Origin of the sequence: Nonomuraea turkmeniaca (assembly GCF_005889735.1) — a bacterium.
GTDB lineage: Bacteria > Actinomycetota > Actinomycetes > Streptosporangiales > Streptosporangiaceae > Nonomuraea > Nonomuraea turkmeniaca.
The window spans coordinates 20121-27052 of sequence record NZ_VCKY01000146.1 but is presented as its reverse complement, the minus strand read 5'-3'; the positions used below and the strand labels follow the sequence as shown (position 1 = coordinate 27052).

The following is a 6932-nucleotide window of genomic DNA, read 5'->3' as shown; positions in this document are numbered from 1 at the left end:
CCGCCCAGCCGGCCGGCCGCTCCCCTCCCCCGTCCTCGTTGGACGCGTAGTAGTTGACCCGCTCCCAGCCCGACTTCTCCCCGAACACGGCCCCGTGGGCGGCGTGCCAGCCGTAGGCGGGCGAGACCCGCAGCGGCCGCCCCGCCGACCGCTCGTGGCCCGGGTAGCGGATGTCGTAGTAGGTCTCGTAGTTCTCGACGGCCCGCTTGAGCGTGTACGACGGCGAGCGGTAGTGGCGGCCGAACCGGCGCACGTCCATGTGCCACAGGTCCATGCTGGGCTCGCCGTCGACGATCCACTCGGCCATCACCTTGCCGATGCCGCCCGCGCCCGCGATGCCGTGCGCGCAGAACCCGGCCGCCACGAAGAACCCGGCCACCTCGGTCTCCCCGAGGCAGAACTCGTTGTCGGGGGTGAACGCCTCAGGCCCGTTGATCAGTTTGCGGATGCCGACGTCGGCCATCGCCGGCACCCGAACCCGGGAGTTGTCGAAGATCTCCTCGAGCCTGGGCCAGTCCTCGGGCAGCAGGCGGCCGTTGAAGTCGGCGGGCACCGCGTCGTAGGTGTTGGGGCCGGCCGTCCAGGGCCCGCACGTGCGCTCGTAGCCGCCCATGACCAGGCCCTGCACCTCCTGCCGGTAGTAGACGAGCAGATCGGGGTCGCGCAGCGTGGGCAGGCCGGTGTGGTCGTGGAAGGCGTCGGTCACCACGTACTGGTGCGACATCGGCACGATCGGGACGCGCACGCCCGCCATGCGGCCGATCTCGGCCGCGAACATGCCGCCGCAGTTGACCACGATCTCGCAGTCGATGTCCCCCTGGTCGGTGCGGACCCGGGTGACGCGGCCGTTCGCGGTGTCGATGCCCAGCACGCGGGTGCCGGTGCGGATGACGGCGCCGCCCTCGCGGGCCCGTGCGGCGAGGGCGTAGCAGAGCTGTGACGGGTCGATCTGGCCGTCCGTCGGCAGGTACGCGGCCCCGACGACGCCTTCGGGGTCCATGAGCGGGAACAGCTCGACGGCCTCGGCCACCGAGATCTCCTCCAGCGGCAGTCCGAACGTCCGCGCCCACCCGATCTGGCGCCGGATCTCGGCCATGCGCTCGGGGGTGGAGGCCAGCTTGATGCCGCCGCACTCGGTCCAGCCGGCGTCGAGGGTGCGGTAGAGCTCGACGGAGTACTGGTTCATCCTGGTCAGCGTGGGGTCGGCGCGTAGCTGGCCGACGAGCCCGGCGGAGTGGAAGGTGGAGCCACTGGTCAGCTCGTCCCGCTCGAGCACGACGATGTCGCGCTCGCCGAGCTGGGTGAGGTGGTAGGCGACGGACGCGCCGCCCACGCCGCCGCCGATGATCACGATGCGGGCCGAGTCGCTCATGGTCGCGAGGCTAGCCGCCACGCCGTAAAAGGTCTAGACCGTTGAGCGCGGGTCGGCCTAGCATCCAATATGGCCGTGCCCGAGGTGCTCGATCGTATCCCCCTGCTGTCCGGCGTGCCTCGAACCGTCGAGGAGTTGCCCGGCGGGCTCACCAACCACAACTACAAGGTCGTCACGCCCGGCGGGGCGTACGTGGCGCGCGTGTGGGCCAGCGACGGGGCGTTGCTGGCGATCGACAGGGACGCCGAGCACGCGAACTCGATCGCGGCGGCGCGTGCCGGGGTGGGCGCGCCGGTGCACGCGTACCTGCCCGAGCTCGGGGTGCTGGTGGTGGGGTTCCTGCCGGGGCGGACGTTCACGGAGGCCGATCTGCTGGATCCGGCGAACCTGCCGCGCGTGGCGGAGGCCTGCCGGCGCCTGCACGGCGGGCCGCGTTTCGTGCGCGACTTCGACATGTTCGAGGTCCAGCAGCGCTATCTGGAGATCGTCCAGAGCCGCGGCTACCGACTTCCTGCGAAATACCTCGACTTCATGCCCCTCGTCGCTCAAATGCGGAAATGTCTGGATGTGCGGGACGAAGGCACCGTTCCCTGTAACAACGACCTGCTCCCCGGCAACATCCTCGACGACGGCGAGCGCCTCTGGCTGATCGACTACGAGTACTCCGGCAACAACGACCCCTGCTTCGAGCTCGGCAACGTCTGGAGCGAGTCCGACCTGCCACTGGGCCACCTGGAGGAACTCGTCACCGCGTACTACGGCCGCCGGCTCCGCAACAAGATCGCCCGCGCCCGGCTGCTCGGCCTCATGTCCAAGTACGGCTGGACGTTGTGGGCCTCGATCCAGGACGGCGCCAACGAGAGCATCGACTTCGACTTCTGGTCGTGGGGGATGGAGAAGTACGAGCGGGCGGTGGCCGAGTTCACCGGGCCTGATCTGACGTCGCTCATGGACGAGGCCACACGCACGGATTAGGGCGTGCAGACTTGGTGGCATGCTTGCCGCATTGACCGGGCTCGGCCTGTCCACGGCCGCCGGTTTGAACGCCTACATCCCGCTCCTGGTGGTGGGCGTGTTGTCGAACGTCACCGACGCCGTGAAGCTGCCCGACGGCTACTCCTGGCTGTCGAATTGGGGCGTGCTCGCGGTGATCGCGGTGCTGCTGCTCGCGGAGATGGTGCTCGACAAGGTGCCCGCCGTCGACAGCGTCAACGACGCCATCCAGACCGTGATCCGCCCGGCCTCCGGCGGCGTGGTCTTCTCCGCCACGAACGCCGCCGCCGAGCTGGAGAAGTCCACGTGGATGACCGAGAACCCCTGGGTGGGCTGGCTCCTGGGCATCGTCGTGGCCCTGGCCGTGCACACGATGAAGGCGGCGGCCCGCCCCGTGGTCAACGCGGGCACGGCCGGCGTGGGCGCGCCGGTGGTGAGCACGGCGGAGGACGCGGGGGCGCTCGGCATGAGCCTGATCGCGGTGTTCGCCCCGATCCTGGTCATCGTCGCCTTGCTGGTGCTCGCCGTCCTGGCCTGGTGGCTGATCAGGAGGGTACGCCGCTTCCGCGCCCGGCGACGAGCCGCCCGGGGTCAACCTCCCGGCTGACCCCGGCTCCCCCTGCGGACGGATCCGCCGCCGCTCTCCCGCCTCGTACGGTGATCCCGGTTAGCGAACAAACCGCAAGAGACGTGTGAGCGGCACCGTGGCCCCCAACCCTGGCACGCTCACACGGCCGAGGGCCCGGCGGCGTCCGCGCCGCCGGGCCCCTCACACCCGCAGGCGCCGCAGCCATCCCTCCACGAGGTGCACGAACTCGGCCGGGCGCTCCTCGTGCAGCCGATGGCTGGAGCCCTCCCAGCACACGACCTTCGACTTCGGCACCTTGAGCAGGCCCGCCTCCCAGCTCGCGCGCCGTGGATCGGCCCAGATCGACAACACCGGGCACCGCCTGCGGGCCAGGTAGTCGTCGCTGGCCGGTCGCACCCCGATGGCGCCCGGGTCCGTGAACATGGCCTCGAACGCCTGGGCGAGCACGTGCGGTGCCATGCCGTACAGCCTGCGCTTGTGCCAGCGGCGGACGACGGCGGGCGTGGCGGCGTTCGTGCACCACTCGTCGATCGCCTCGGCGGCGGCGTGCGGCCGCTCGCCGTGTAACCCCTCGATCATCCCGGGGAACCCCTGGGCGATGTCGTCGGTGATGCCGTAGCCGGGATCGAGGGCGACGAGCGCGCGCACCCGGTCCGGGTGCTCGACGGCGAGGATCGACACGACCTGGCCGCCCATCGAGTGCCCGACGGCGATGACCTGGGGGATATCGAGGCGGTCGAGCAGGGCGTTCAGGTCCTCGGCCATCATGCGGGGGGTGTTGCCCGTCTCGGGGACCGACGAGTAGCCGTGCCCGCGCAGGTCCACGGCGATCACCCGGCGCCCGGCGGCCGTCAGCGCGTCGATGTGCCAGGACCACTGGTGCGAGTCGGTCCCCCAGCCGTGCACGAGCAGCAACGGCGGCCCGTCGCCGCTCCCGTCGTCGGTGTAGAAGATCCTGATGTCGTCGCCGATGTCCGCGTACGGCATGGCTCAGCCCGCCTCGTCCCCGGCCATGCGGGGCAGCAGCGCCGAGTCCCCCGCCGTCCAGCCGCCGTCGATGGCGAGTTCGGCGCCGGTGACGTACGAGGCGGCGTCGGACAGCAGGAACACGATCGCCTCCGCGACCTCCTCAGGCTCGCCCCACCGCCCGGCCGGGGCGAGTGGGAAGGTGCCCTCGCCCGAGACGGCGCCGAACTGCTGGGTCATGGGCGTGACGATCATGCCCGGGTGCACGGAGTTGACCCGGATGCGGTCCCTGCCGAACTCCAGGGCGGCGATCTTGGTGAGTCCGCGCACGCCCCACTTCGACGCGCCGTACCCGCCCGTGCCCGGCAGGGCGAAGAGCCCCGCGACCGACGACAGGTTGACGATGGCGCCGCCGCCCGACTCCCGCATGGCGCCCGCCACAGCCTTCAGACCCAGGAAGACGCCGACCAGATTCACCTGCAGCACCCGCTCGAACTCCGCCAGCGACTGCTGCTCGATGGGCACCATGGTGGCGATGCCGGCGTTGTTCACCAACCCGTCGAGCCGCCCGCACTCCTCCACGGTGCGGGCGACCACCGCCGCCCACTGGTCCTCGCTCGTCACGTCGTGCGGGATGAACCGGGCATCGAGCTCCTTGGCAGTGGCCGTGCCCTCCTCCACCAGCACATCCGTGATCACGACCCGGGCACCGGCCGCGACGCAGCGCCGCGCGGTCGCCGCGCCCATTCCCCTCGCCCCACCGGTGATGATCACAACCTTGCCGTCAAGCACGCGCAACAGCCCCTTCTCCGGCCCTGACCGCGAACATGTGAACTGAAACACAGCCCTCTTCGCGTATCAAGGGCTTGCTTGGGGGTGCGCGCCAGAACCGCTCCGGCGCACTATCCTCTAGGCATCAACACCAACAGGGGGTGGCGGAGATCGGCGAAGTCCTTGTCATCGTGCTAGTGATCCTGGCTTTCCTCTTCCTGTTGCTGGGCGTGGGCATCTACGTGCTGGTCAAGGTGGGCAAGAAGGCGGCAGGCAAGGCCAAGCAGGCGGCGACGCGGCTGAGCACCCACGTCAACGCGATGGGCACGGGCGACGCCGCCGAGGTCGAGCGGCTCCGCCTCGACCTGCGCCGCGAGGTGTCGCTCACCCGCCAGGCCGTCGAGCAGGCGCAAAGTCAGGGGTGGGGGCTCGGCGACCTGCCGCGGCTCCTGGCCGACCTGGAGGCGCAGGCCGGCGTACACGACGGGCAACTCGGCATGTACGCCCAGCAGCGCCGGGTCTCGCCGTACATCGACCACGCCACCCTGGACCGGCTACGCGAGCACCAGGCCAAACTGACGGCGATGTGCGCCCGCATCCGCGCCGACCTCCTCGGCGACCAGGTCCACCACACGTCCGCCGGCATCGCCGACCTCACCTCCCGCACCGACCTGGAGATCGAGGCCCGCCGCCGCGCGCCGGACCCGCTGGAGGAGATCGACGAGCTTTACCGCCGGTCGATGGAGGAACGCAAAGATCGCCCCTGACGGCTACTCAACGTGGCATCATGGATGCGCCTCGTGAAGCCGCCGAGGAGGCAGACTATGACTATGGCCCTTCCCGAGTGGTTCTATCCCGGCCCTCCCGGTGGCTGGACCGCCGACATGCTCGATCGCCTTCCCCCCGACGCGCCACGGCACGTCGAGCTGATCGATGGGTCACTCATCATGATGTCGCCGCAGACGCTCTTCCACCTGTACACGGTCGAGCTGATCAAGCAGTCCATCCAACCGCCCGCGCATCTGGAGGTCGTTCGCGAAATGACGGTCACTCTGGGCCTGCGCCAGCGGCCGGAGCCAGACATCCTCGTGGTAAACAGGTCGGCGACCACTTCAATGAAGCTCACCTCCTTCAAGCCGGAGGACGTGCACCTCGTGGTCGAGGTGGTCTCGGATGAGTCCAGGGAGCGGGACCGGACCACGAAGCCGATCAAGTACTCGAACGCCGGAATCAAGTACTTCTGGCGGGTGGAAGAAGAAGACGGCCTCCCCGTCGTCTACACCTTCGAGCTCGAGCCGACGGTCAGGGCCTACGTCCCCACTGGCATCCATCACAAGCGACTACAGACCAACATCGGATTCGACGTCGACATCGACCTCACGTTGGCACAGCGACGCGCCTAGGCGCGGCCCCACTCCCCGTAAACCAGCGCGGCCAGCTCGGCCTCCGTGGCGCCCTCGTTGGCCCTGGCCTTGGTGGCCTGGGCCTGGGCTGTCGTGGGCAGCAGGCCGTCGAGCAGGACGGGCAGCGACAGCCGCCGCAGCAGCACCTCCGAATCCGAGATCCCGTACGGTCTACGTGTCACGGCCACGTTCACCCGCAGCGCGTGCTCGTTCCCTGGCGGGACGCCGGGACGATCGACCTCGATGGCCGAGTACCGGAAGCCGTTCGCCAGGTTGCACGCGGCACATGAGGCCGGTCCCCTGCTGAGCCTGTCGCCGCATTCGGCGCACGTCAGCCGGTCGTAAGCGGCGTCGACCACGCGCCACGGATGTTTGTCGGGCTCGTCGACGACCATTTCGGCGATGAGTCCCTCGGCACGCGGCCCGGTCGTGCCGAACTCACGCACCAGGAACGCCCGCCACCCCTCCTCGACGATCTCATCCACCAGCCCGGCACACCGGTCACAGCCCGGCGCCCCGGCCGGCTCCCAGTGACCGCACTCCCCGCATCGTCGCATGCCCGCACGCTACAAGCCGCCCCGCACCGACCGCATCGCAATATCGGCCGGCTGCCTCCCGCCCGATACCCCCGCGCGCGTGGCCACCGCCACGACAAGATCCGCGGGCGGCGCCGGTGAATCTGTCGGCGAGCGAATAATCGGTTGCGGCGGCGAGACGCGCCCCGCCATACTCGGCCACATTGATCGTTCGCCGCGACGCGAAGGGAGGGTGAGACCGTGACGACGACTGTTCGCGTGCCGTTTTCCGCGTCCTCATACCCTTCCGCCGGGCGTCCGCT

General features: G+C 69.9%; 8 protein-coding genes. 4 read left to right on the top strand and 4 right to left on the bottom strand.

Going from position 1 to position 6932, the window contains the following annotated elements; translation table 11 throughout:
- Window positions 1-1372, bottom strand: a 1372-nt coding sequence (locus ETD86_RS34405) for an FAD-dependent oxidoreductase (protein ID WP_138670821.1), incomplete at its 3' end; no start/stop codon positions are given.
- Between the two features lie 69 nt (window positions 1373-1441).
- Between ETD86_RS34405 and ETD86_RS34400 the strand changes: the two genes are divergently transcribed.
- Together ETD86_RS34400 and ETD86_RS34395 are read left to right on the top strand one after the other, a co-directional pair.
- Window positions 1442-2347, top strand: a complete 906-nt coding sequence (locus ETD86_RS34400; protein ID WP_138670820.1) for a choline kinase family protein — start codon at window positions 1442-1444, stop codon at window positions 2345-2347.
- 19 nt (window positions 2348-2366) lie between these two features.
- Entirely contained in the window at window positions 2367-2972 is a 606-nt protein-coding gene (locus ETD86_RS34395) for a DUF4126 domain-containing protein (protein ID WP_138670819.1), read from the top strand.
- Between the two features lie 162 nt (window positions 2973-3134).
- Here ETD86_RS34395 and ETD86_RS34390 read toward each other — a convergent pair whose 3' ends face one another.
- Together ETD86_RS34390 and ETD86_RS34385 are read right to left on the bottom strand one after the other, a co-directional pair.
- On the bottom strand, window positions 3135-3941 hold the full coding sequence (locus tag ETD86_RS34390; RefSeq protein WP_138670818.1) for an alpha/beta fold hydrolase: 807 nt from the start codon (window positions 3939-3941) through the stop codon (window positions 3135-3137).
- Window positions 3942-3944: 3 nt separating this feature from the next.
- Window positions 3945-4712 carry a glucose 1-dehydrogenase gene (locus ETD86_RS34385; RefSeq protein WP_342779330.1) on the bottom strand — a complete coding sequence of 256 codons (768 nt, stop codon included), beginning with the start codon at window positions 4710-4712 and terminating at the stop codon, window positions 3945-3947.
- 140 nt (window positions 4713-4852) lie between these two features.
- Here ETD86_RS34385 and ETD86_RS34380 point away from each other — a divergent pair, with 140 nt between their 5' ends.
- Together ETD86_RS34380 and ETD86_RS34375 are read left to right on the top strand one after the other, a co-directional pair.
- Window positions 4853-5458 (top strand): hypothetical protein, encoded by a 606-nt coding sequence (locus ETD86_RS34380; protein ID WP_138670816.1) that lies wholly within the window; start codon window positions 4853-4855, stop codon window positions 5456-5458.
- 57 nt (window positions 5459-5515) lie between these two features.
- Window positions 5516-6094: a Uma2 family endonuclease gene (locus ETD86_RS34375; RefSeq protein WP_138670815.1), complete on the top strand. Its 579-nt coding sequence runs from the start codon at window positions 5516-5518 to the stop codon at window positions 6092-6094.
- Here the strand turns inward: ETD86_RS34375 and ETD86_RS34370 are convergent.
- Window positions 6091-6651 (bottom strand): hypothetical protein, encoded by a 561-nt coding sequence (locus ETD86_RS34370; RefSeq protein ID WP_246148638.1) that lies wholly within the window; start codon window positions 6649-6651, stop codon window positions 6091-6093. The two genes, ETD86_RS34375 and ETD86_RS34370, sit on opposite strands and share 4 nt — an antisense overlap.
- Window positions 6652-6932 lie beyond the last annotated feature (281 nt).

Excerpts from the sequence above, each read along its gene's own strand:
- ETD86_RS34400 (WP_138670820.1), top strand. The coding sequence starts at position 1,442 with ATGGCCGTGCCCGAGGTGCTCGATCGTATCCCCCTGCTGTCCGGCGTG.
- ETD86_RS34395 (WP_138670819.1), top strand. The coding sequence starts at position 2,367 with ATGCTTGCCGCATTGACCGGGCTCGGCCTGTCCACGGCCGCCGGTTTG.
- ETD86_RS34390 (WP_138670818.1), bottom strand. The coding sequence starts at position 3,941 with ATGCCGTACGCGGACATCGGCGACGACATCAGGATCTTCTACACCGAC.
- ETD86_RS34375 (WP_138670815.1), top strand. The coding sequence starts at position 5,516 with ATGACTATGGCCCTTCCCGAGTGGTTCTATCCCGGCCCTCCCGGTGGC.
- ETD86_RS34370 (WP_246148638.1), bottom strand. The coding sequence starts at position 6,651 with ATGCGACGATGCGGGGAGTGCGGTCACTGGGAGCCGGCCGGGGCGCCG.